23 protein-coding genes and 1 riboswitch are annotated in these 22,574 nt (G+C 48.3%); of the genes, 15 read left to right on the top strand and 8 right to left on the bottom strand.

The features are described from left to right. Window positions 1–23 precede the first annotated feature (23 nt). From F3H97_RS09730 to F3H97_RS09720, 3 genes are all read left to right on the top strand, one after another. Window positions 24–827 carry a MurR/RpiR family transcriptional regulator gene (locus F3H97_RS09730; RefSeq protein ID WP_196431258.1) on the top strand — a complete coding sequence of 268 codons (804 nt, stop codon included), beginning with the start codon at window positions 24–26 and terminating at the stop codon, window positions 825–827. A 5-nt stretch (window positions 828–832) separates the two neighbouring features. Then, entirely contained in the window at window positions 833–1,528 is a 696-nt protein-coding gene (locus F3H97_RS09725) for an N-acetylmannosamine-6-phosphate 2-epimerase (protein ID WP_196431257.1), read from the top strand. 137 nt (window positions 1,529–1,665) lie between these two features. Beyond that, window positions 1,666–2,604 carry a sensor domain-containing diguanylate cyclase gene (locus tag F3H97_RS09720; RefSeq protein WP_196431256.1) on the top strand — a complete coding sequence of 313 codons (939 nt, stop codon included), beginning with the start codon at window positions 1,666–1,668 and terminating at the stop codon, window positions 2,602–2,604. Between the two features lie 108 nt (window positions 2,605–2,712). Here the strand turns inward: F3H97_RS09720 and F3H97_RS09715 are convergent, their stop codons facing one another. Next, entirely contained in the window at window positions 2,713–3,342 is a 630-nt protein-coding gene (locus tag F3H97_RS09715; protein WP_159562956.1) for a class I SAM-dependent methyltransferase, read from the bottom strand. Window positions 3,343–3,406: 64 nt separating this feature from the next. On the opposite strand from F3H97_RS09715, the gene F3H97_RS09710 reads away from it, so the two are divergent. From F3H97_RS09710 to F3H97_RS09680, 7 genes are all read left to right on the top strand, one after another. Beyond that, window positions 3,407–4,888, top strand: a complete 1,482-nt coding sequence (locus tag F3H97_RS09710) for a cryptochrome/photolyase family protein (protein ID WP_196431255.1) — start codon at window positions 3,407–3,409, stop codon at window positions 4,886–4,888. Window positions 4,889–5,079: 191 nt separating this feature from the next. Further along, the gene (locus F3H97_RS09705; protein ID WP_196431254.1) at window positions 5,080–5,676 is read left to right on the top strand and encodes a glycerol-3-phosphate responsive antiterminator; all 597 of its coding nucleotides are present in this window, start codon (window positions 5,080–5,082) and stop codon (window positions 5,674–5,676) included. Further along, the gene (locus F3H97_RS09700; RefSeq protein ID WP_159562953.1) at window positions 5,673–6,764 is read left to right on the top strand and encodes an ABC transporter ATP-binding protein; all 1,092 of its coding nucleotides are present in this window, start codon (window positions 5,673–5,675) and stop codon (window positions 6,762–6,764) included. Before F3H97_RS09705 ends, F3H97_RS09700 begins: the two co-directional genes overlap by 4 nt. Continuing rightward, a complete protein-coding gene (locus F3H97_RS09695) occupies window positions 6,761–7,666 on the top strand; it encodes a carbohydrate ABC transporter permease (protein ID WP_196431253.1) in 906 nt (301 codons plus the stop codon). Before F3H97_RS09700 ends, F3H97_RS09695 begins: the two co-directional genes overlap by 4 nt. Next, complete coding sequence (locus F3H97_RS09690) at window positions 7,663–8,472, top strand: carbohydrate ABC transporter permease (RefSeq protein WP_196431252.1); 810 nt, start codon at window positions 7,663–7,665, stop codon at window positions 8,470–8,472. Before F3H97_RS09695 ends, F3H97_RS09690 begins: the two co-directional genes overlap by 4 nt. A 16-nt stretch (window positions 8,473–8,488) precedes the next feature. Then, entirely contained in the window at window positions 8,489–9,796 is a 1,308-nt protein-coding gene (locus tag F3H97_RS09685; protein WP_196431251.1) for an ABC transporter substrate-binding protein, read from the top strand. A gap of 1 nt (window position 9,797) precedes the next feature. After that, entirely contained in the window at window positions 9,798–10,472 is a 675-nt protein-coding gene (locus F3H97_RS09680) for a glycerophosphodiester phosphodiesterase (RefSeq protein WP_074035776.1), read from the top strand. A 39-nt stretch (window positions 10,473–10,511) separates the two neighbouring features. On the opposite strand, the gene F3H97_RS09675 is transcribed toward F3H97_RS09680, so the two are convergent. From F3H97_RS09675 to F3H97_RS09660, 4 genes are all read right to left on the bottom strand, one after another. Beyond that, on the bottom strand, window positions 10,512–11,597 hold the full coding sequence (locus F3H97_RS09675) for a GGDEF domain-containing protein (RefSeq protein WP_196431250.1): 1,086 nt from the start codon (window positions 11,595–11,597) through the stop codon (window positions 10,512–10,514). A gap of 91 nt (window positions 11,598–11,688) precedes the next feature. Then, window positions 11,689–11,832: a hypothetical protein gene (locus F3H97_RS09670; RefSeq protein WP_026825140.1), complete on the bottom strand. Its 144-nt coding sequence runs from the start codon at window positions 11,830–11,832 to the stop codon at window positions 11,689–11,691. Between the two features lie 215 nt (window positions 11,833–12,047). Next, a complete protein-coding gene (gene tnpB / locus F3H97_RS09665) occupies window positions 12,048–13,139 on the bottom strand; it encodes an IS200/IS605 family element RNA-guided endonuclease TnpB (RefSeq protein ID WP_196431249.1) in 1,092 nt (363 codons plus the stop codon). A gap of 214 nt (window positions 13,140–13,353) precedes the next feature. Next, entirely contained in the window at window positions 13,354–14,499 is a 1,146-nt protein-coding gene (locus F3H97_RS09660) for a sensor histidine kinase (protein ID WP_196431248.1), read from the bottom strand. A gap of 198 nt (window positions 14,500–14,697) precedes the next feature. Between F3H97_RS09660 and F3H97_RS09655 the strand changes: the two genes are divergently transcribed. Continuing rightward, window positions 14,698–15,174: a DUF305 domain-containing protein gene (locus F3H97_RS09655; protein ID WP_074035791.1), complete on the top strand. Its 477-nt coding sequence runs from the start codon at window positions 14,698–14,700 to the stop codon at window positions 15,172–15,174. A gap of 199 nt (window positions 15,175–15,373) precedes the next feature. Beyond that, window positions 15,374–16,090: a peptidoglycan DD-metalloendopeptidase family protein gene (locus F3H97_RS09650; RefSeq protein ID WP_196431247.1), complete on the top strand. Its 717-nt coding sequence runs from the start codon at window positions 15,374–15,376 to the stop codon at window positions 16,088–16,090. A gap of 45 nt (window positions 16,091–16,135) precedes the next feature. On the opposite strand, the gene F3H97_RS09645 is transcribed toward F3H97_RS09650, so the two are convergent. From F3H97_RS09645 to F3H97_RS09635, 3 genes are all read right to left on the bottom strand, one after another. Beyond that, window positions 16,136–16,297: a hypothetical protein gene (locus F3H97_RS09645; RefSeq protein WP_196431246.1), complete on the bottom strand. Its 162-nt coding sequence runs from the start codon at window positions 16,295–16,297 to the stop codon at window positions 16,136–16,138. Window positions 16,298–16,384: 87 nt separating this feature from the next. Continuing rightward, a complete protein-coding gene (locus F3H97_RS09640) occupies window positions 16,385–17,302 on the bottom strand; it encodes a TerC family protein (RefSeq protein WP_159562943.1) in 918 nt (305 codons plus the stop codon). Between the two features lie 110 nt (window positions 17,303–17,412). After that, a complete protein-coding gene (locus tag F3H97_RS09635) occupies window positions 17,413–18,033 on the bottom strand; it encodes a DedA family protein (protein WP_196431245.1) in 621 nt (206 codons plus the stop codon). 397 nt (window positions 18,034–18,430) lie between these two features. Then, window positions 18,431–18,573: riboswitch (cyclic di-AMP (ydaO/yuaA leader) on the top strand. Between the two features lie 193 nt (window positions 18,574–18,766). On the opposite strand from F3H97_RS09635, the gene F3H97_RS15165 reads away from it, so the two are divergent. Genes F3H97_RS15165 through kdpB form a run of 3 tightly spaced genes read left to right on the top strand, consistent with a single transcriptional unit; the run spans window position 18,767 to window position 22,566 of the window. Continuing rightward, window positions 18,767–18,865 carry a potassium-transporting ATPase subunit F gene (locus F3H97_RS15165; protein ID WP_196431244.1) on the top strand — a complete coding sequence of 33 codons (99 nt, stop codon included), beginning with the start codon at window positions 18,767–18,769 and terminating at the stop codon, window positions 18,863–18,865. Window positions 18,866–18,887: 22 nt separating this feature from the next. Next, on the top strand, window positions 18,888–20,525 hold the full coding sequence (gene kdpA / locus F3H97_RS09625) for a potassium-transporting ATPase subunit KdpA (protein WP_196431243.1): 1,638 nt from the start codon (window positions 18,888–18,890) through the stop codon (window positions 20,523–20,525). Between the two features lie 19 nt (window positions 20,526–20,544). Next, window positions 20,545–22,566: a potassium-transporting ATPase subunit KdpB gene (kdpB, locus tag F3H97_RS09620; protein WP_159562939.1), complete on the top strand. Its 2,022-nt coding sequence runs from the start codon at window positions 20,545–20,547 to the stop codon at window positions 22,564–22,566. Window positions 22,567–22,574: the final 8 nt, after the last annotated feature.

Raw genomic sequence — 22,574 nt, 5'->3', positions numbered from 1 at the left:
CGAATGTGTTGGAGGGAAGAACCGTGTGGGAGCAAATGAAGCACGTGTATTCAGAAATGACAGACAGTGAGAAAAAGATTGCGGATTATTTAATGGCGAACATGAATGAGGCAATCGAAATGAACATTACCGATTTAGCAAATGCGATTGCGACTTCACCAGGGACAATCACGCGGTTTTGCAAAAAAATCGGAGTGGGAAGTTATAGTTCACTGAAGCTCATGATGCAAAAGACGTTGACGGAAACGAATTTGCCCCAAACGACTTCACTCGAACCGATGCAGCGGTCATACATTGAATTGATTCAGACGACCGCTCATTTAATTGATCAGGATGAACTACTTGCGATTTGTAAGGAGATTACATCGAGCCGCTCCGTTCACTTATACGGATTAGGCAATGCCGGACTGGTGGCACAGGAAATGGAATACAGATTGAGACGAATGGGATTGCTGGCGACTACCGCTTTCGATAGTCACAGCATGGTCATGGACGCATCGATTGTCACGTCAGAAGACGTAGTCATTGCCTTTTCGAATAGTGGAGAAAGTCGAGAAGTCGTCCAGGCGATGCAACTCGCGAAAGAGTCGGGGTGTACGACAGTTGCATTCGTCGGTTATCAACATTCACCACTTGCTGAACTTGTCGACTATCGGTTGTTGACTGCCGGTGCCTCCGGTGAGGCATTCTTGATTAATACACAACTCCCACTTCTCTTCACAGCCGACGCGGTGACGAAGACATTGATGGAGACGAATGAAGCATTAAAAGCGCATTATTTACAAACACTTAAAGCGCTTGATCGTTTAAAAGAAAGAAGTGAATAACTATTATGATAACGTTACCGACTGGATTGATTGTTTCGTGCCAGGCTTTAGAAGGTGAACCGCTCCATAGTGAATTCATTATGGGACGGATGGCTATTGCGGCCGTTCAAGGTGGCGCCAAAGGAATTCGAGCCAATTCAGCGAGGGATATTCAAGAGATAAAAAAACACGTGACTGTTCCGATTATTGGTATCGTCAAACGTGACTATGAAGATAGTGACGTGTTCATCACAGCGACCATGAAAGAAATCGAGGAATTGATGGAAGTCGGTGTGGACGCCATCGCGCTCGACGCGACAAAGCGTCCTCGTCCGGGAAACCTGTCACTCCAAGAACTGGTTCACGCTATCCGCTCGATTTATCCGAATCAATTGTTGATGGCTGATTGCGCGACCCTCGAGGACTGCATTGAGGCGGATCGCCTTGGTTTCGACTATATCTCGACAACTTTGCACGGATATACAGACGAAACGAAAGGATCTCTTCTCTACCATGATGATTTCAAGTTTTTAAAAGATGTGTTAGACCACGTGACACAGCCGGTCGTGGCCGAGGGGAATATTTTGACACCTGAGATGGCAAAGCGTTGTATGGATTTAGGAACGCACGCGGTCGTTGTAGGGGGAGCCATCACCCGTCCGCATCAAATCACGGCACGATTCGATGCAGCGCTCACTTCGAGTGTGAAGAGTTCGCTGTAAGAATGAATCAATCAGGACGCTATTCAATACCTCACGACGCGATGGACGTCGTGAGGTATTTTTTATATATCGGTACAGGGAAAGACCAAACTGTTCGATATAATGAGTGTGGATGATTTTTAGCGTGGAGGTGCCATATGCACTCATATGAGTTTCAAATGTATCGGAATTTCGATGAGCTAGCGATTGACTTGATTGAGTTAGCAAAAGAAATAGTACCAGATAAACTAGTCTATCTCACGTCAATTGAGAATGACACCCAACATATACTCAAACTGTCCTCAAAAGATTCTCCTATCCTACTTGAAGAAGGCATGTCCTTTGATTTGAAGGATACGGTATGTAATCGAATCGATTTCAATCAACGAGAAGTTTTGATGTATGAAGACATCGAATCGCAGATTGAATCGACGCGACTTCAGGCATTACTGCGCGAAGTGAACATCAAGTCGTATTTGGGAATCCCGATTCTGACGAAGAACGGGGATATCTTCGGTACGCTTTGTGTCGCCAATCATAAAAGCGCCCAGTACGATTCGAAAAGTGTCCGCTTGTTGAAGCGTGTGGTTCGGATGTTCAGTTACTATTTAGAGCTCGAACGTCGTGCCTCACGGGATGAACTGACAAATCTTTATAACCGACATTATCTGTACAACTACTTTGAGACGAATCCGAATCAAGGAGGGGCATTATTCCTCATCGATTTAGATGGATTTAAATGGGTGAATGATACACTCGGTCATGATGAAGGAGACCTTGTCTTGAAAGAAGTGGCGCTTCGTCTGAGACGTTTGATGGAGCCGGTTCCTGATTCAAAAGTGTATCGCTTAGGTGGGGATGAATTCCTTATAAAAATCGCACATGCGTTATCAAAAGAGACTGTCATTGGGTATGCTGAACAAATCTTGTCTGTATTGAAAGAATGGGACGACCATCTCCCGTTATCAGCGAGCATCGGCATCGCTCAATATGATTCCGACGAACAGGCGGACCTCGGTCGATTGTTGAAAGAGGCAGACATTGCACTTTATCAATCTAAATCGAGCGGGAAGAACACGTACAAGTTTTATAAATAACGTCAGAAGGCTAAACCGATGGATTACGATTGGTTTAGCCTTCTGTTTTCGCATTCAGCACCAACGAACCGATTGGCGTGAAAGGATCGAATGAAAAACGGGTAGTGATTAAGAGTTCGGTTTGCAGCCCGTAACGGCGACCGTATGATAATCACGGGAGTCCGGTCCACGTTGTACCGATACATCCTTGAATCCGAGACTCACCGCTGCGGGGATAAATTGATTCCGAATCATATCGGAGATGTCGTTCCATTCGACATCACCTTTCCCGTCACAGTAGGTGATGACAAATGTGCCATTCGGTTTCAAGACGCGTTCGATTTCAGACAGAACGGTCGTGACATCTCTCCAGAAATATAGTGTGTGAACGCTGAACACGTGATTGACGGATGCGTCCATCATCTCAAATTGATGCAAATCTCCTTGAATCAACTTTGCCCGTTTTGTTTGCATCGAAGCATGATTACGCTGTCGTGCTGAATCGAGAATCGTCTTCGAACGGTCGAGACCCATGACATGTACGTCAGGATGTCGTTGAAGGATGGTCGCCATCGCATCGCCGGCCCCGCACCCGAGCTCTAGAACGGTTGTACCAGGTTGAATGTCTAACTGTTCAATCGTCCATTCGACTTCGACCCGGTGTTGGCGTACCATCTTTTCCCCGATATACTTTCCGACGGGACCCCTTGGATTCTCGTATTGACTGTCAATCCATTTCAGTAGCACTTGTGGTAACACATCATCACCTCACTTCGAAAGTAGCTCGATTGTAGCACATCGATGAGACAAAGGAGTCAACAACATGCGTTCATTTTGGATACTCGGCAACCAACTCTCGCACGAACTTGCGATGTTGAAGGATATGAAAGAAGATGACGTCATCGTCATGATTGAGGCGACATCACGCGCATCGTGGCGTCCGTACCATAAACAAAAGCTCGTCCTGATCTTCTCTGCGATGCGCCACTTTGCGGAAGAATTGCGTGATAAAGGATATACCGTAGATTACCACGAAGCGGATTCGTTCCAAGAGGCGTGGGACAACCATGTGAAACAGTACAATCCGGACGAAATTCATATCACCGCCGTCACGGACGAACCGATGGCGAAAAAACTGAAACAGTTCGGTAAGAAACATCACCTTGTCGAACATACGGATGTCCCGCTCTTCTACTTATCAAAAGAGGAAGCGACCGAGACGCTCGGAAATGAACCGTGGCGGATGGATCGTTTTTATCGTTACATGCGTAAGCGATTCGACGTATTACTCGAAGACGGGAAGCCTCGCGGTGGAAAATGGTCATTTGATACGGATAACCGAAAACCACCGAAAGAAGGACTATCGTTTCCATCTGCCATCCATTTCCGTCCAGATTCGATCACGAAAGACGTCATCGAAAAAGTCGAGGCAACGTTTTCGAAGCATCCAGGAGAGGTGACCCCGTTCCATTGGCCGGTCACACATCATGAGGCGAGACGTGCGCTAAAATGGTTCGTAGAAGAGCGTCTTGAGACGTTCGGTCCGTATCAAGATGCGATGATGACGGATGAACCCGAGATGTCGCACAGCCTGTTGTCAGCTGCCATCAATATCGGTCTACTGACACCGCGAGAAGTCGTTGATGCGGCATGTCAGGCGGATGCACCGCTATCATCGATTGAAGGATTCGTCCGGCAAATTCTCGGATGGCGAGAATATATGCGCGCCGTCTACCTCGCTGTCATGCCCGGTTATGAAGATGTGAACACGTTCAAGCATGAACGCGACTTACCGTCCTTCTTCTGGGACGCGAATACGGATTTGAACTGTCTGTATCAAAGTTTGAAGTCGGTCGTCACTCATGCTCATAATCATCATATCCAACGGCTGATGGTGCTCGGAAATTATGCGACATTGTTCGAGATTTCACCGCAACAGACGAGCGACTGGTTCAACGAGATGTATATCGACGCCTATGACTGGGTCGTCTTACCGAACGTTCTTGGAATGGCCCTTCATGCGGACGGTGGAAAGCTCGCCACAAAACCGTATGTCGCTTCGGGAAAATATATCGACCGGATGAGTGACTACTGTCGAGATTGTCCATATAACCCGAAACACACGACAGAAGACGACGCCTGTCCGTTCAACGCCCTCTATTGGCGATTCATCAATCGTCACGAAGAACGATTCTCGAAAAACCAGCGGATGAAGATGATGGTCCGCAATTGGCAAGGGCGGGATGATGACGTGAAAGTCGACATCTTAGCAAAAGCCGAACAGACGTTGACCGATTCCCCATGAATCGTTTTTTTTACGTTCTCTTCATGAAACTTAGCGATTCCTTTATCATAGCTTTACAATCATTCGTTACGATAAGAGCTGTGAGACCCCCTCACTCCAAGTGAATAGTTACCGGTAGAACCTTTGAGAGACCAACAGAAGTCCGTACGTCGATGACGTGTCGTTTCTGTTGGTCCTTTTTTGAAGAGAGGATGATTCAAGTGAATGATGCGATTGCACGAATCGGACAAGAACGGATGATTGCCTCCATTAAAAGTCCAAAACAAATCGAGGCGTTTTTACGGACGGATGTGACGACGACGTTTCTCATGATGGGAACGCTCAGCACGCTCGATCGTTATGTGGCGCACTTAAAACGAGAAAATCGAACGGTCTTCCTCCACGCCGAGCGAATCAATGGAATCAGTCTCGATCGGGACGGGATCGATTACCTCGCCAAACGTGTCGGTGCCGACGGGATTGTCACGACGAAAGCGTCAGTTCTCCAGCATGCAAAGCGAGCGGGACTGTTGACGGTACAACGACTCTTTCTCGTCGACTCGGATGCCGTCACGAGCGGACTCAAACTCGCCGAGGCTCAACAACCGGATGCGATTGAACTCATGCCGGGGCTGATTCCGAGCGTCGTCGAGAAGATTTCTCGGGAAGTCTCCTTTCCGATTGTGACAGGTGGCATGATTCGTCAACCGATTGACGTGCATCGCGCCCTCGATCATGGGGCATTCGCCGTGTCGACCGGGGATGAACGACTTTGGCACGTGCAAAGTCAGAAGGAGGAATTAGCATGAAATCGATACAACTTCAACAATTGGCGAAATCATTCGGGGAGACGGAAGTCATTCGAGGCATCGACGTGACGATTGAAGCAGGGGAGTTCTTCGCACTGGTCGGTCCGTCCGGCTGTGGGAAGAGTACGATGCTTCGGATGATTGCTGGGCTCGAATCCATCACAAGCGGAACGCTTCGCATCGACGGGGTGGCGGCAAACGGGATGAAGCCGAGTGAGCGTCACTTGTCAATGGTGTTTCAAAACTATGCGCTCTACCCACATATGACGGTAGAGAAGAATATCACATTCGGTCTACATACGAAAGGACTGACGAAGCTTGAACAGCGGGAGCGCTGCCTACAGGCGGCGGAGACACTCGGACTCACCGATTACTTAAAACGGAAACCGCGCGAACTCTCCGGTGGTCAGAGACAGCGTGTTGCTTTAGCACGGGCCATCGTGACCGAGGCACCGATTTGCCTGATGGATGAGCCGCTCTCGAACTTAGATGCGAAGCTACGGGCAAAAATGCGTTCAGAGATCCGTCAGTTACAGCGCAAACTCGGATTGACGATGATTTATGTCACCCACGACCAAGTCGAGGCGATGACGATGGCGGACCGCATCATGCTCCTCAATGAGGGGGAAGTGCAACAAGTCGGGAAGCCGCTCGACCTATACAATAAACCAGCGAATACATTCGTCGCTTCTTTCATCGGATCACCTCCGATGAATCTAGTCGACGTGACACGACAAGAAAAAGGCTGGATGGCATCAGACGGGCGAATGTTTGATCCGAACACATTGACGGAGATGTCACAGGCGACACTCGGTGTCCGTCCTGAGCAAATCAAGCCGGCGGATGAAGATGTGACGTTTTACGCAGAACTGAAGAATATTGAAGTGCTCGGGACCGAGACAATTCTCGCTTTTGACATCGGGGGGAATGAATGGTTGGCAAAATGGCCGGGGCAATGGCCGCTCACGGTCGGCGAAAAAGTGGCGTGTTATGTGGATCCGAAACAGATGTCGCTATTTGATACGAACGGACAGCGCATTGAGCCACGACAACCGAAACTGTTTGAGGCGTTGGAGGTGTTCCAATGACGGTCGCCTTACCGAGAGAGAAAGTCCGGACGCAGCTATCTGACGCAGCGAGCGGATTGTTGTACTTGTCTCCGTCTATCATCTTGTTTGGTGTCTTCCTCGTCTATCCACTGTTGCGAACGATTTATTTAAGCTTTTTCCGGACCGACACACAGGGGACACCACTCGACTTTGTCGGAGTCGGGCACTATAGCAATTTGTTCACGAGTGCGGCATTTTGGCAAAGCATTCAGGCGACAGTCGGATTCGTCCTTTTGACGGTCCCGCTCACGATTTTGATTGCGCTCGGTCTCGCACTCCTCGCCAATGAGAAACTGAAAGGGATCGGTATTTTTCGGACGGCGTTCTCGGCGACGATGGGGATGAGCGTCGCGGCGTCATCGGTCATCTGGATGTTTATGTACAATCCGTCGATTGGTATCTTCAACCGGTTCCTCGAGGCTGTGGGGGCAAGTGGTGTACAGTGGCTCCTCGATCCACAATATGCGCTCCTTTCCGTGTCACTTGCGACCGTTTGGATGAATATCGGCTTCACCTTCTTGATTCTACTCGGCGGTCTGCAGAACATCGATCGGACGTTGTATGAGAGTGCGGACATTGCCGGGACGAGTTATTGGACGCAACTTCGGGCCATCACCATCCCGATGTTGTCACCGACACTTTTCTTCGTCGGGATCATCTCGCTGATCAACGCCTTCCAGACGTTTGGACAGATTGATTTATTGACGAAAGGTGGACCGACGAATGCGACGAATGTCATCGTCTATGCCATCTACAAAGATGCGTTTATCAATTATAACGTCGGCAGTGCCAGTGCCCAGGCCGTGCTCTTATTCATCGCCGTCCTTCTGTTGACGTGGCTACAGTTCAAACTGGTCGAAAGGAAGGTGCATTACCAATGAGATTACGGAATATAGGCGTCTATGTCTTACTCATCTTGAGTGCCGTCGTCATGCTGTTTCCAATCGCCTATGCGTTTTCGATCAGTCTGATGGACGGGAAGGAAGTGCTCCAGGGACATCTCCTTCCACGTGAACCTTCATTGGAAAACTATGCGGCCGCGTTCGAACGCATCCCGATGATGACGTACCTGCTCAACAGTTTGATTGTCGCGCTCCTCGTGATGGTCGGACAGGTCGTATTATCGAGTCTTGCAGCATTCGCGTTCGTCTTCATCGACTTTAAAGGAAAAGGGCTCATCTTTATGCTTTTCCTGGCGACGATGATGGTGCCATGGGAAGCGACGATGGTCCCGAACTTTTTGACAATCCAGTCGCTCGGTTGGCTGAATAGTGTTTGGGGACTGTCTGTGCCGTTCTTCGCACTCGCATTCGGGACGTTTTTACTTCGGCAACAGTTCAAAACGATTCCGTATGAAATGTACGAGGCATCCCAAATTGCCGGGATCAGTCGCTTCCGATTCTTTTGGAACGTCGTCTTGCCGGTCTCGAAGACACCGCTCGTCACATTGTCGGTGTATAGCTTTTTGACGACTTGGAATATGTACTTATGGCCGCTTCTCGTCACGAACACGGAACAGGCGCGGACGGTCCAAATCGGCATCAAACAGATTCAGTCGAACGAAGTCGCCTCGGATTGGGGCGTCGTCATGGCGGCCGTCATCTTGATTATCATTCCGACACTTGTATTGTTGTTCGCAGGACAAAAGCACTTGCAAGAAGGATTGACGCAAGGCGCTATCAAATAATAGGGGGATATGACAAATGAAAAAGTTAGGATTATTCGCAGGGTTGGCAAGTTCGGTGTTATTACTCGGGGCATGTGGTAGTGAAGAAGCGGCACCAGTCGCGGCGACGACAGAAGACGGAAAGACAGAGGTCGTCTTTTGGCATGCGATGAGTGGGGACTTGGAGACGGCTTTAAACAGTCAAGTCGACGCGTTCAACGCTTCGCAAGACGACTATGAAGTCAAACCGGTCTTCCAAGGAACATATGAGGAAGCGTTGACGAAATTCAATGCGGTCGCTGGTTCGGAAGACGCTCCAGCCATCATGCAGACGTTCGAGGTCGGGACGAAATACATGATTGATTCGAACAAAATCACACCAGTTCAAGAGTTCATCGACAAAGAGGATTTTGACACGAGCGTATGGGAAAAGAACATCTTGAGTTATTATCAGGTCGATGGGAAGCAATACTCGATGCCGTTCAACTCCTCGACACCGGTCCTCATCTATAACAAAGAGGCGTTTGAAAAAGCAGGGCTCGATCCAGAGAAAGCACCACGCACATATGACGAGTTGAAAGAGGCGGCGAAGAAGTTGACAACGGACGGTCAGACCGGCTTCACGATGCTCAACTACGGTTGGTTCTTTGAACAGCTCTTGGCCGCACAAGGTGGACTGTATGTCGACAATGACAATGGACGAAGCGGAGACCCGACGAAAGCCGTGTTTGATGGTGAAGAAGGACAAAACGCGTTCAATCTCATCAAAGAGATGTACGATGAGAAGACATTCCTAAACGTCGGTCAAAACTGGGACGACATGCGCGCGGCATTCCAATCTGGAAAAGTTGCCATGTACCTTGATTCGTCAGCAGGAATCCGTACGGTAGCAGACAACGCGGACTTTGAAATCGGCGCATCGTACTTACCGGTACCGAATGAAGCGGAGCGTCAAGGCGTCGTCATCGGCGGGGCATCGCTCTGGATGGGTGATGGCATTGCCGAAGAGACGAAAGAAGGCGCATGGGAGTTCATGAAGTATGTCGCTTCAACGGAAGCGCAAGCACAGTGGCATGTTGACACAGGCTACTTCGCCATCAATCCGGAAGCATACAATGAACCGATCGTAAAAGAAATGTGGGCGAAATATCCACAACTGAAAGTGACGGTCGACCAACTCAGTGAGACGAAACCATCACCGGCGACACAAGGAGCGCTCATCTCGACGTTCCCGCAATCACGTCAAAGTGTCGTCAACGCGATGGAAAGTTTGTATCAAGGGGTGTCGGTCGAAGAAGCATTGAAGCGTGCGGCCGATGAGACGACTTCCACCTTGGGGCAGTGACATGTTGATTTACGCACATCGCGGCTATAGCGCCAATTACCCGGAAAATACATTGTCCGCGTTCGAGGCAGCTCTTCCCTATGTGGACGGGATCGAGCTGGACGTACAGCTATCGAAGGACGGGCGTCTCGTCGTCATTCATGACGAAACCGTCGACCGGACGACAAATGGAACGGGATGGGTGAAAGACATGACGCTTCAGGAGTTGCGCCAGTTGAAGATTGACGGCTATGAACGCATCCCAACGTTAGAAGAGGTGCTCGGACTGATTGAACGAAGCAACGTCACCCTGAACATCGAATTGAAGACGGATCAATATGCGTATCCAGGGATCGAACGTCTCGCTTGGTTTGCTGTCAACGAGTTTGAACTCGGTGACCGTGTCGTGTTCTCCTCATTCAATCGTGAAACGCTCGTCCGAATGCGAGATGTGGCACCAGTCGCCCGGCTTGCGGTGTTGACACTCACGGGTGAGTCGGACACCGTCTCGTTCGCTGAAACGATTCGGGCCGAGGCGATTCACGCCCAGCCTGCATTTATCGGTTCGAAAGCATGGGATCAGATACAACAGACGACGCTCGAGACACGGCTCTACACGATCAATGACGTGAAGGACCTTCCCCCGATAACGGTTTCGGCCATCATGACAGATGAGGTTGAACGGTTTACAAAATGAGTAGACTAAACCCCGCTCCTGAGAAGGAGCGGGGGTTATTCATGTCATGATTGGTTCTGGTGTGTCATAGGTTGAGATGACAACTTGATTACGCCCTTCGTTTTTCGCTTGATAAAGCGCCGAATCAGCGAGATCTACCATCCGCTTGATGGGAAGCGAGGTCCCGTGTGCGACCCCAACGGACGTCGTGATTTGAATCGGTGGAAAATCGTTCAAGTGGAATAGTTCAGCAGCAATCCGTTCTCGTATCCGGTTGGCCACTTTGTCTACCTTCTCTGGCGTCAAATCGTACATCAAGATGACGAATTCTTCGCCACCGATTCGTGCGACAGTGTCATGGGCACGCGTCTCGACTTTTAAGATGTTGGCGAACTGTTGTAAGACGAGATCACCGTTTCCGTGACCATATGTATCGTTCACATGTTTAAAATGATCGATATCGAGCGCGAGTACATTGTACGTCCGATTCTCTTGCCCGATGGAAGCCGTATATCGATCCCACACACGTCGATTGTATAGACCGGTCAAATGGTCTCGTTCAGACGACTGTTTGTACTCGATGGCACGGCGGGTCGTTTGTTCAAGGTCGATGGTGAGGATGCTCGAGAGTAGACCGACGAGCATGCCAATCATCCAAATGGACAAGACAAGGGATACATAGGCTGTGCTCCAACCCATATTGATATAGACGGCAATCGAAATAATGAAGAGCGCCCATACGTTCAAAAAGATACTCTGTAAGAAGAGTCGCTCCCGAAGCAGCCGATGAATCCAGAGCATCCCGATGCTGACGATGAACGTCGCGATAAATGCAATCATGGCCTGCTCGGTCATTCCGAACAAGAATCGTGTACTTGCGATGACAAGTGTCGCAATGAATAAAGGAAAACGAGCACCATAAAAAGCAAGCAACACGAGCGGTAAGTGACGTAAATCCACACGGACCATATCGTTAGCTTCTACGGCGTTATACATCAAAAACAGCCCGAGTGCACCGGCGAGTATTCCAATCACAGAACTACGAAGACGGTACGAATTAAAAAGCGAAGAATGATAAATCTTCGAGATGATATAAAATCCGGTGAATGCGACACAAGCATTGAGCAACAAGACGGTGAGCGTCATTCCTTCACGACCTTTTTCATAGACTATACATTAACGGTAGCAGTCTTCAAATAATTGTCAATCTGAAGGTGTGTAAATGTTCATTATCTTTTCACGCTTTCTTCTTTGTTCCTCGAAACGCAAAAAACATAGCGATGCCAATTCCAATGCCGAGCCACCAATTATCGAGGGTGAGCCCGAAAACGACGGCAAATACGACCGCGACGGGAATCGATAAGTAGCCACGTTGTTTCATCTTCATTTCCTCCTCTCTTCGACACTTCTTTATTCCCAAAAGGTAGACACTTCATTCTCAAATTGAGGTAAGACAAAAACGTTCGACCGAGTGAACTACTCACCACTTATTTGCTTCACAAATTGAAGTGGGAGCTTCTTGGGAAGACCGTGCTCTTACCAGCCACGGTTATGGACCAAGCTCGTCGGGTGGTTCCCACCCTGAAGGAATTCGTTTTAGTTTGCCAACATCAATAGATTGATGCTCGCGTTGATGTCTCGATCATGATGAACACCACAATGAGTACACGTCCATTCACGGACGTCCATCGCCTTCTTCTCGCCTTTTACGCCGCAAGAAGAACAGATTTGAGTGGATGCGAACCAGGGGTCTGCCTTGATGAGCGTCCGTCCGTAGAAGTTTGACTTGTATTCGAGTTGCCAGACGAACTCGTACCAACTGACATCTGCAATCGATTTGGCGAGCTTATGGTTTTGCATCATGTCCTTCGACTTCAATGTCTCCACGACGATGACTTGGTTCTCGTCAACGATCCGTCTTGACAGTTTGTGAAGGAAGTCCTTGCGTTGGTTGGCGATCTTTTCGTGTTTCTTGGCCAAAAGTAATTTGGTCTTTTCACGATTCTTGCTCCCGATCTTCTTTCGCGACAGCGCCCGTTGCGCCTTCTTGACCTTCGCCTCGGACTTACGAAGGAGACGTGGGTTTTCGATCTTCTCCGAGACCATCGCATCGTTCGTCATGACGGCGAAGTGCTCCAAACCGAGATCGATCCCGACCTTGTTCTCGGCTGGGATCCATGGTGCATCGTCCTGTTTGACGAGGAGGGAGACAAAGAACTTGCCCGTCTTGGTCATCGACACCGTCGCCGACCGGATGACGCCCTCAAACGAGCGATGTTGTTCGAACTTCACGAAGCCGATTTTAGGAAGTCTCACCTTGCCGTCCTCGATGCGGATCGTGCCGTGCTGGTTGTTCGTCGTGTAGGAGGCGCGCGACCGCCGTCTCGATTTGAAGGCCGGGAAGCCGCCCGTCCCGGCGAAGAACTTCGCGAACGCGGTGTCGAGGTTCAGCTTCGCGTTCGCGAGCGCGAGACTGTCCGCCTCGGCGAGGAACGGGAACAGGGGCTTGTAGGAGGCGGGTGTCGCCGGTTTCCGTCTCGTTCCACTCCCCGCTTTCGCCTCCTCGCGGATGGCGATGCGGTCCTCGAGCAGCTTGTTGTAGATGAACCGGGCGCAGCCGATCGTCCGGACCAGGAACTCGGCCTGTGCAGGCGTCGGGTGGAGCCGGTATGTATAGCCTTTCAGCATGTCCGTCCCTCCTCCATTCCGAAGATCATGATGTGTCTTCCTCTTCCGATACCCGTGGAGGGGGAGGGAAAATCTGACGGAATCACGAACCTTTGTTCGTCACATCTGTCACAAGGGGAAACGAGTTTTGGACCGGGCGATTCATCTCCCACCTACGCCGGGCTTCGCCCCGAGACGCTTAGAGGAGGGAGAATTCTCGCCTGATTTAGTTAAATCAGTCGAACGAAACCGAATGTTTAAGGGATGGCAGCAATGAACAACTCTGTCTAGTGTGGAGCTCGATTGTAAAGGTGGTGCCTTCTCCGTATACCGAGTCCGCATGAATTCCCCAACCATGGGCTTCGGCGATTCGTTTACAGATTCGTAGACCGAGACCGGTTCCTTTAATCGATTGGTGGGCAGCGGATTCGACACGGTAATATTCATCAAATACGTATGGAAGTGCTTCTTCCGGAATTCCAATCCCGGTATCGGATACAGATAAGATGATTGTGCCAGCACATTCAAATACTCTCGTATGGACCGTCCCGCCGTCAGGAGAGTACTTGAGGGCGTTACCAATGAGGTTATGGAGCAATTGCCGTAACTTTTCTTCATCTGCTTGAATCAAGACATCATTCGTTTCAAACGTCACTGTATGAAGCGGAGAGGTCGTCTGATAGCTCGACATGACATCCTCTAAAAGAGGAAGGAGTGCGAACGTCGTCACGGTCAGTTGATCAGCCGTGTAGCGTTCTTTTTGATAATCGAGGAAATTATCGACGAGCCGCTCCAGCCGTTCCGATTCTTGTTTGACTTGTGTTAGCATCTGATAAGATTTTTCCGAACCTTGATGGCGTGTCATGAGTAGCTCCGTATAGCCATGGATGGCAGTCAATGGCGTGCGGAAATCATGAGACAGTTCGGCAAGGAAACTGTCTTTACGTTCTTCAAAGCGGACAGCTTCCGTTTGGTCGCGCCACATGATGAAAACGCCACGTGGTGTCCGCGTGAAGTTGAAAATCAAATGTAGCGTCTTGTCAACAAAGCGCAGACGACGTGAGGTCATCCTTGGATCCGTTTCAGTCGCACATTCGAGCAATTCCTGGATGAGGTGCATGACTTGTGCGGAATCCGCCCCGTGCCGTTCCAACGTGGTATATAAAAAACGAGTCAATGTTTCCAATGTGTCAAAAGATTGTGTTGTCATCGAAGGGTACCATTGACGAAGAGAATCATTCGAATACAGACGACATCTTGAGAAATCGATATAACACATCGCATCCTGTACTTCTTCCACGATGGAAGCGATGGAGAACGTGTGGCGTTGCTGTTTTTGACGAGCGGAGCGTTTCTGCCTAATCCTATGGAATCGGCGCATGGACCTACCTCCTCGCGAACATTTGTACATGCATTCACAATAAGTATACGACATTCGAGAAGGAATCCCTATACAGGCAATAGTCCTAGCAGAAACGTACCAAAATCGGGACGGGAGCAGACAGCGAATTGTAGAAGGTTTTATCAAATAGAAAGTAGGAAAGTATTTCTATACATATAACAAGAAAGGATGAATAAGATGAAACAGTACGGTAAATTTGGAATCATGATTGCGGTCTCGACCTTCATTATGTATTGGCTCATGTATTTGAACGTGTTTCAGTTCAATCATATCTTCTTTAGTCAGACGAGGTTGTACATGGCACTCATCATGGGATCGGTCATGGCGTTCGTCATGCTTCTCTTCATGTGGGGGATGTATAAGAACAAAACGGTTAACTTTATCATCCTAGGGGTCAGTGCTCTCGTCTTCAGTGCCTCGCTTTGGCTCGTACGTAGCCAGACGACCGTCGATGATGTCAGTTGGATGAAAGCGATGATTCCTCACCACTCGATTGCCATTTTGACAAGTGAACGCGCTGAAATTGAAGACCCACGCGTGAAAGAATTGTCTGAAGAAATCATCAAGGCACAGCGCCGTGAAATTGAAGAGATGAAGCGATTGATTGAAGATTTAGAGGATGAAGAGGAGAACGCTGAGGAAAATCGTGAGTAACAGACATACACAGTCGAAATCGGCTGTGTATTTTTTGTACGTTGAAAAGGAAAAATAAAGAAAGTAAGTTATAATTTGTTTTCCTTTATTTGAAATATAAATGACATATTTGTCGGTTCGTTTTGGTGGTAAAATTTTTTCAGTTAGATAATATAAAAAATAAAAATTTAAATACATAATTGAAAGGATTTACCACGTCATGAAACGAAAGATGCTCTCTCTCTTCTGTGCCGTTCTTCTCACAGTCGGAATCTTCACTCCGGCAGGTACCCCAGCTGAAGCCGCCACCACGTATTATGTCAAAGTCACGACCAACAGTTTAAACGTCCGTTCGGGCCCGGGCACGACGTATGCAATCGTCGGTAGCGCGAAGTTGGGACAGTCGTTCAAATATCTCGGCGTGAGCGGGGGATGGACGAAAATCAATTTCAACGGGACATCCCGCTACGTATCCAGTACATATGTGAAGAAGTACAGTGTCTCCACGCTTTCAACGACATCGACTGCGAAAATGATTATTCCGACAAAAGGGACGTTGACGCAAAAGTATGGTCCGGCGAGTGGGCAGTACGGCTACACGTTCCATAACGGCATTGACTTGGCTGCTCCAAGAGGAACACCGGTCGTGTCAGCCGCTTATGGAAAAGTCATCGTTTCTCGGAACTATGGGGCTTACGGTAACCACATCATGATGAGCCATCAGTTGAACGGCCAAACATATATTACTGTATACGCACACCTTGATCGCCTCAATGTCGTTACAGGACAGACGCTAGCAAAAGGAGCAACGATTGGAACGGTCGGGAATACCGGTAACTCGTTCGGGAATCATCTCCACTTCGAAGTGCATCGGAACAGCTATGTGTATAGCAGTTCATCTCCTGCCAACAGTATCAATCCGTATACAATGTTTTGACATAAAAGCACGCGCTCTCAAACAATGGGAGCGCGTGCTTTTTGGTTAATGCCATGTCGTTTGTTTGTTTCGCTCGATTTGGTTGGCGGCGATGAGGCTGACACCAATGACGAAACCGAACACCAATCCGAACAGGTTGTTGAAGAGTAACATGAGGATGATCCCGAAGACGAGACCGATACTCATGAGGCCAATCCGATCAAACATATTGAATCCCCTTTTCTGTAGTTGTGCACCTCAATGATTACCCGATTTTCAAAGAAAGAACACCGACGAAATGGACTGATTGATTCATTATACGTGTTTGGAAGAACCAGGTTTCGTTTTGTAGAAACTATAGAGGACGCTAATCAAGATGACGAGAACGATGGTTCCAAGAGACATCCAAATTGGCATCTTGTACACATCACCGAAAATCATCTTCGCCCCGATGAAGACGAGCATGAAGCTGAGACCGTGTTTCAAATAGTAGAAGCGGTCGATCAAGTTGGCGAGGACGAAGTAGAGACTACGAAGTCCGAGAATCGCCATGATGTTCGCATAGAAGATGATATACGGGTCACGTGAATACGCAAAACTTGCAGCGACCGAATCGACAGCGAAGACGATATCCGACAATTCGATAAAGATGAGCGCGATGAAGAGTGGCGTGAAGAACAACTTCCCATTGATGCGCTTCGTGAACTTCCCGGATGAGATGTCTTGTGTGATGGGGAGGCGTCGCTCGAGCCAACGAATGGTCTTGTTTTCTTCAAGTGACTCGTCTTTCCCGATATTCTTATACATCATCCATCCTGTATAAACGAGAAACGCTCCGAACACGTAGTAGACCCAACCGAAGTTTTCTAAAAGGGATACGCCAGCGACGATGAAGACAGCGCGGAAGAAAATCGCTCCGAGAATCCCCCAGAACAGTACCTTATGTTGATACTTGAGTGGGATGGCGAAATAGGCAAAAACAAGTGAGAAGACGAAGACATTATCAATCGCGAGTGCCTTTTCGATAAAGTAGACGCTCGCATATTCCGTTGCGGCGGTACTTCCTTGCGTGAAGAACAACCATCCTCCGAATGCGATGGCAATCCCAATCCAGACAAACGTCCATGTCCATGCTTCGCGGAGCGAGACTTCGTGCGCTTTACGGTGGAACACCCCGAGGTCAAGTGCGAGCATGAAGATGACGATGAGTAAGAACCCGATGAGTAGGGTCAACAACAATTCCTCCTTTTAAGGTCATATGAACTTCTATATATTTAATTTAAGTTCATTTGAACCTAAAGTCAAGACTTTAAGTGTAAAAAAAACCGTTTAATAAAAAACGGTTATCTTGTGGCGCGTCGTTTAGAAATTTGGCGTGCAATCCAAACAACGAATGCAACAATTACGAGTCCAAGTACGACGTACATTGCATGTGAATAGGTTTCGATGTATCCAAGCCACACTTTCCAGTTTTCTCCGACATAGACGCCGATATAGATGAGCACTGTATTCCAAATGAGAGTACCAAGTGTCGTCAAAGTGAAAAATTTTAGAAACGGCATGTTGGACATCCCGGCTGGAATCGAAATCAAACTGCGTACGACGGGAATAAAACGTCCGAAAAATACTAATTTCGGACCGAAGCGATCAAACCATCGATCGGCCATTCGCACGTCATCGACTTTGAGGTATAAGCGTTTGCCATAGCGTGCGACCCATGACTCCAATCTTTCACGATCAAACAACAGTCCGACACCGTATAGGACAACTGCCCCAAGAAGTGCCCCAACCGTTGCGGCTAAAATCATCCAAAACGGATTGAGTGTTGTTGTGGTCGTGAAGAAGCCTCCAAAAATTAAGATCAATTCGGAAGGAATCGGAGGGAATACATTCTCAATAAAAATGAGGAACATGACCCCTAAATAACCAAACTGTTCAATGATTTGTTGAATCCATTGCTCCATACCGTGATCGTCTCCTACCTAATTCATATTCTCCATCAACAATAAGTCGAATGACGACGATTTGGACATCCATCCTAAGATGTAAAGTGTTTTTAAACGATTTTTTGATGTCACGAAAGAGTAATTTCAAGGTCAAACTCACTTGAAAGTGATTATTCTTACATATATCGCAGAAGTGACCACAACTATACGGAGGGACTTCGATGCGTGATTTTCTGAACTGCAAATTAAGTATGAAGAAACTAGGAATAAAAAAACTTATAAATAATCATATTCATTTCACAAAAATCATTCGGATAAATCTGACAATTTAAGTTAAAAAATTTTTTATGAAAAGTTATTTACAGTCATTTTGAATCGGCGTAACATCCATCTCATCAACTTCATACGTATTGTTGAAATCTTTTCGCCGAGTTCCGGAGACGGAAGCGGGGGACCCACTGTCCAATCTGGACTGGGGTGAATCCTCAAGTGAGGTAGGGCCAACCTAGGCAAGCCCGAATCCGACAGCTAACCTCGTAGGCGTTATTAGGGGGATCCGACTCATGCAGTGATATGCCACTGGAGCCGTTTCTTGCTCCTGTGGTTTTTTGTATATTTTTTAATGTTAAATAAAGTAAAAAAATGAAAAAAGAGGTTGTTAAAATGACTGATTTATTCGCAATCGCTTTACTCATTGGTTTAGTGGCGTCTATGAATGTGATGATTCGTTCGATTGATCGGATGCACTGGAATGAACAGGGGTGACGACATGTATATCGTGCTTTTAGCGATTGGAATTGGGTATCTCTCTTACTTAACCGTTGCATTACTAAAACCAGAAAAATTTTAAAGACAGAGGAGAATGACGAACGATGTGGGTTACATTCATCATCACGTTGAGTTTGCTCATCACAATCACGATGACAGCCAGTGCCATGTTAGGTGGCTATATTGGACGGCGGTTTGTACCGATTCAAGAACGACCAAACTATGTAGGGAAAGCGCTCGAGACGAGGATCACACGTCGCCTTCGAATAAATGAGCGTGAAAAGCAAACATGGTTTGGCTATGCAAAAGATTTTTTGACACTCAATTTACTATTTTTATTGATTGGTTATGTGTTGCTTCGCTTTCAAGGAGTGTTGCCCTTCAATCCGAATGGGGCCGTCAACTTAGACTGGCATCTAGCATTCCATACGGTCATCAGTTTTATGACCAATACAGACCAACAGCACTATTCAGGTGAGGCGCTCTCTCACTTATCACAGATGTTCGTCTTATCGACACTCATGTTCGTGGCGCCAACGATGGCATTGACGATGGCGCTGGCTTTCATTCGAGCGATTCTTGGAAAGCAGATTGGTCAGTTCTATTTCGACTTTGTACGCGTCATCGTGTACGTGCTCTTACCAATCAGCTTATTTTTCGGTATGTGGTTGATTGCGTTTGGTGTCCCACAAACCCTTAGTCCGAATGCTGTCGTCACAACGCTCGAAGGGGCGAGCCAAACGATTCAACGAGGACCGATCGCATCATTTGAGGTCATCAAACAGCTCGGGAATAACGGTGGGGGCTACTATGCGGTAAATGGTGCGCATCCATTTGAAAACCCAAGCAAGTGGACGAATTACATCCATCTTTTCTTGATGCTCTTATTACCGATGTCATTGCCGTTCATCTACGGGTCGATGGCGAAGAAACGAAAACAAGGATTCCTTTACTTTGGTGTCATGCTTTTCTTGTTCGTCATTGGAACAGTGGCCATGTACGCCACTTTGTACTCGAACCCCTCTTTACATGGACAAGAGATGCGCTTCGGGGCAATTGGTACAGCGCTTTACGGCGCGGTGACGACAGCTGCTGAGACTGGCGCAGTCAATGCGATGCACGACTCGCTTCCATCTCTTAGCGGCATCATCTTGATGGGAAACATGATGTTGAACGTTGTCTTTGGTGGGGTCGGTGCCGGTTTCATGAACTTGATGATGTATGTGATCATCACCATTTTTGTTGCGGCCCTCTTGATTGGACAGACGCCGACCGTGCTTGGCAAGAAAATCGAAGGACGCGAGATGAAACTTGTCGCGTTAACGCTTCTTGTCTCGCCACTTCTTATTTTAGGATTTACGGCTTTGGCGCTCGTCGTACAGCCAGGACAAGAGGCCATCACGAACGCTGGACCTCATGGGATTTCACAAATCTTGTATGAGTATACATCCGCTGTCGCCAACAACGGATCCGGATTCGAAGGTTTATTGGATGCGACTCCGTTTTGGAATATCACGGCAGGCTTTGCGATGTTCTTCGGTCGATATATTCCGCTTTTATTAATGGTGGCGATGGCAGGTAGTCTTCAAATGAAACCACGTGTCACGGACGATGGGGCACTTCGGACCGACACGCCGCTATTTACATCACTTCTGTTCGGTGTGATTGTCATTGTCGGTGCCTTGACCTTTTTACCAGTGTTGTTGCTTGGACCATTCGCCGAATGGCTCATGATACGTTGAACATAGGAGAGAATAGAAGATGAATGAACTAGAAAAACAGACACGCCGCTTTGACACGAGCTTGATTGTTCCTGCCATGTGGGACGGAGTCAAAAAACTAGATCCACGGACGATGGTGAAACAACCGGTCATGTTCCTCGTATGGGGCGGATTCTTATTATCGCTCGTTTATACGATGCTGTCGGACGAGATGCGAGGATTTCACTTGGCAGTGACGCTCATTTTGCTCGTCACGTTATGGTTCGCCAATTTTGCCGAAGCGATTGCAGAAGGACGAGGGAAGGCGCAGGCAGCTACCCTTCGAGCATCTAAAAATGATGTGATGGCACGTCGAATTGTGAAAGATGGGATTGAGGAAGTCGCTTCGTCGCTCCTTCGAAAAGGAGATATCGTCGAAGTGCGCGCCGGAGACTACCTGCCGGGAGACGGCGAAATTATCGCCGGGCTTGCTTCGATTGATGAATCTGCGATTACAGGAGAATCGGCGCCAGTGATTAAAGAGTCTGGCGGAGACTTCTCTTCCGTCATCGGGGGAACGCTTGTCGTCAGTGACCGGATTGAGGTCGAGATTACAAGCAACCCAGGTGAATCGTTCCTTGACCAGATGATTACCCTTGTCGAGGGCTCGAAACGTCAAAAAACACCGAATGAGATTGCCTTGTCCCTGCTTCTTGTTTCGCTCAGTATGATTTTCTTACTCGTCGTTTTGACACTCCCTGCGTTTACGAACTATCTCGGCTTCCAATTGTCACCACCCATTTTAATTGCACTTCTCGTTTGTCTCATTCCGACAACGATTGGTGGACTCTTATCCGCCATCGGGATTGCCGGGATGGACCGGGTCACGCGATTCAATGTCATTGCGATGAGCGGGAAAGCCGTTGAGGCGGCTGGAGACATTCGAACCATCATTTTAGATAAGACGGGGACCATCACGTTCGGAAACCGGATGGCATTTGAAGTTCTTCCAGTAGAAGGAATCACAGCTTCGCAAGCGCTTGGAGTCGCCGTCTTGACGTCTTTGGAAGACGAGACACCAGAGGGGCGCTCTGTATTGACGCTTGCAAAAGAACGCTGGGGAGAATTAGATGAGTCACCGAAACAAGATGCGGTGATCATTCCATTCAAAGCAGAAACACGTATGTCGGGACTCGACTTGGCAGACGGTCGACGTGTCCGAAAAGGTGCGGCGTCCGCCGTCATTAACTGGGTGAGTGCTCAAGGTGGGATGATTCCGAGCGACTTACAGGATCAAGTCGATGCGATTTCGAAAGAAGGCGGCACTCCGCTCGTCATCTCAGAAGATGCACGGATTGTCGGCGTGATTCACTTGAAAGATACGGTGAAACCGGGTATGCGTGAACGCTTCGATCGCTTGCGTCAGATGGGAATCAAGACCATCATGTGCACGGGAGATAATCCGTTGACGGCCGCGACGATTGCACGCGAAGCTGGTGTCGATGAATTCGTAGCGGAATGTAAACCAGAAGATAAGATTCGTGTCATCAAAGCAGAACAAAAAGCAGGTCATCTTGTCGCAATGACGGGGGACGGTACGAATGATGCCCCGGCGCTCGCACAGGCAGACGTCGGTCTCGCCATGAACTCGGGGACACAGGCCGCGAAAGAAGCGGCGAATATGATTGATTTAGATTCGGATCCGACCAAAATCATTGAAGTGGTCGAAATCGGTAAGCAGTTACTGATGACACGCGGGGCTTTGACGACGTTCTCGATTGCGAACGATGTGGCCAAATACTTCGCCATCTTGCCGGCTATGTTCGTTGCATTTATCCCAGAGATGGATTGGTTGAACGTGATGCGTCTCGGCTCACCTGAGTCAGCTATCTTGGCCGCACTTTTGTTCAATGCCTTGATCATCCCACTTCTCATTCCAGTTGCGATGAAAGGGGTTCGTTACGACCCGGTCGGTCCCGAGAAGTTGTTACGTCGAAATTTACTCGTTTATGGTGTCGGTGGTGTGATTGTCCCGTTTTTGGGAATCAAAGCGCTCGACATCGTCTTAAACTTATTCATGTGAGGTGGACC

It is taken from the genome of Exiguobacterium sp. SRB7LM, assembly GCF_015712685.1.
In the GTDB taxonomy this organism is placed as follows: Bacteria; Bacillota; Bacilli; order Exiguobacteriales; family Exiguobacteriaceae; genus Exiguobacterium; species Exiguobacterium profundum.
Note: the sequence above shows the minus strand (reverse complement) of the source record. Positions and strands in the feature narration are given on the sequence as shown.

What these genes read in the sequence shown, in the direction of transcription:
- F3H97_RS09700 (WP_159562953.1), top strand. Translation starts at nt 5,673, where the DNA reads ATGAAATCGATACAACTTCAACAATTGGCGAAATCATTCGGGGAGACG.
- F3H97_RS09645 (WP_196431246.1), bottom strand. Translation starts at nt 16,297, where the DNA reads ATGTTTGATCGGATTGGCCTCATGAGTATCGGTCTCGTCTTCGGGATC.
- F3H97_RS09675 (WP_196431250.1), bottom strand. Translation starts at nt 11,597, where the DNA reads ATGACGCTCACCGTCTTGTTGCTCAATGCTTGTGTCGCATTCACCGGA.
- F3H97_RS09720 (WP_196431256.1), top strand. Translation starts at nt 1,666, where the DNA reads ATGCACTCATATGAGTTTCAAATGTATCGGAATTTCGATGAGCTAGCG.
- tnpB (WP_196431249.1), bottom strand. Translation starts at nt 13,139, where the DNA reads ATGCTGAAAGGCTATACATACCGGCTCCACCCGACGCCTGCACAGGCC.
- F3H97_RS09670 (WP_026825140.1), bottom strand. Translation starts at nt 11,832, where the DNA reads ATGAAACAACGTGGCTACTTATCGATTCCCGTCGCGGTCGTATTTGCC.
- F3H97_RS09655 (WP_074035791.1), top strand. Translation starts at nt 14,698, where the DNA reads ATGAAACAGTACGGTAAATTTGGAATCATGATTGCGGTCTCGACCTTC.
- F3H97_RS09680 (WP_074035776.1), top strand. Translation starts at nt 9,798, where the DNA reads ATGTTGATTTACGCACATCGCGGCTATAGCGCCAATTACCCGGAAAAT.
- F3H97_RS15165 (WP_196431244.1), top strand. Translation starts at nt 18,767, where the DNA reads ATGAACAGGGGTGACGACATGTATATCGTGCTTTTAGCGATTGGAATT.
- F3H97_RS09635 (WP_196431245.1), bottom strand. Translation starts at nt 18,033, where the DNA reads ATGGAGCAATGGATTCAACAAATCATTGAACAGTTTGGTTATTTAGGG.
- F3H97_RS09660 (WP_196431248.1), bottom strand. Translation starts at nt 14,499, where the DNA reads ATGCGCCGATTCCATAGGATTAGGCAGAAACGCTCCGCTCGTCAAAAA.
- F3H97_RS09650 (WP_196431247.1), top strand. Translation starts at nt 15,374, where the DNA reads ATGAAACGAAAGATGCTCTCTCTCTTCTGTGCCGTTCTTCTCACAGTC.
- F3H97_RS09705 (WP_196431254.1), top strand. Translation starts at nt 5,080, where the DNA reads ATGATTCAAGTGAATGATGCGATTGCACGAATCGGACAAGAACGGATG.
- kdpA (WP_196431243.1), top strand. Translation starts at nt 18,888, where the DNA reads ATGTGGGTTACATTCATCATCACGTTGAGTTTGCTCATCACAATCACG.
- F3H97_RS09685 (WP_196431251.1), top strand. Translation starts at nt 8,489, where the DNA reads ATGAAAAAGTTAGGATTATTCGCAGGGTTGGCAAGTTCGGTGTTATTA.
- F3H97_RS09710 (WP_196431255.1), top strand. Translation starts at nt 3,407, where the DNA reads ATGCGTTCATTTTGGATACTCGGCAACCAACTCTCGCACGAACTTGCG.
- F3H97_RS09695 (WP_196431253.1), top strand. Translation starts at nt 6,761, where the DNA reads ATGACGGTCGCCTTACCGAGAGAGAAAGTCCGGACGCAGCTATCTGAC.
- F3H97_RS09690 (WP_196431252.1), top strand. Translation starts at nt 7,663, where the DNA reads ATGAGATTACGGAATATAGGCGTCTATGTCTTACTCATCTTGAGTGCC.
- kdpB (WP_159562939.1), top strand. Translation starts at nt 20,545, where the DNA reads ATGAATGAACTAGAAAAACAGACACGCCGCTTTGACACGAGCTTGATT.
- F3H97_RS09725 (WP_196431257.1), top strand. Translation starts at nt 833, where the DNA reads ATGATAACGTTACCGACTGGATTGATTGTTTCGTGCCAGGCTTTAGAA.